Origin of the sequence: Enterobacter sp. IF2SW-B1 (genome assembly GCF_001743375.1) — a bacterium.
Taxonomy (GTDB): domain Bacteria; phylum Pseudomonadota; class Gammaproteobacteria; order Enterobacterales; family Enterobacteriaceae; genus Enterobacter; species Enterobacter bugandensis.
Genome location: NZ_MJAA01000398.1, coordinates 1 through 352, shown reverse-complemented (window position 1 = coordinate 352; position 352 = coordinate 1). Strand labels below are relative to the sequence as shown.

Here is a 352-nt window from a genome sequence, read left to right as displayed (position 1 = left end):
CCTGCGGGGGGGAGGAATGCTGGCAGGTTCAGCTGCCGGTAACGCGGGTGACCCGCCATTCCAGCGCGCGCCGCACCCCGCAGCAGGCCGAACGCGAGGATCTGGCGCAGCAGCTCAGACGCCTGGCCCTCCTTGCCGGGCAGCTTGCCCGCAAATAAACCTTTGTGATCGGACTCTCTACCCCGCGATTGCGTGCATTACCGGCGCCGGGTGCCAGGGGATGTTACCCAAAATTGTGAGCGCTTCGCAAAGAGGTTAATATGCCCAACACTTTATCGCCGACTCTCAGCGCCATTCTGGCCCGACGGGACTGGGAAAACCCGCGCGTCACCCAGTGGAACCGTCTGGAGGC

At 63.9% G+C, this 352-nt stretch carries 1 pseudogene; it reads left to right on the top strand.

The window, feature by feature from the left end:
• Positions 1–158, top strand: a pseudogene (lacI, locus tag A6013_RS27725) (lac repressor); the annotation flags it as partial.
• Between the last annotated feature and the right edge of the window lie 194 nt (positions 159–352).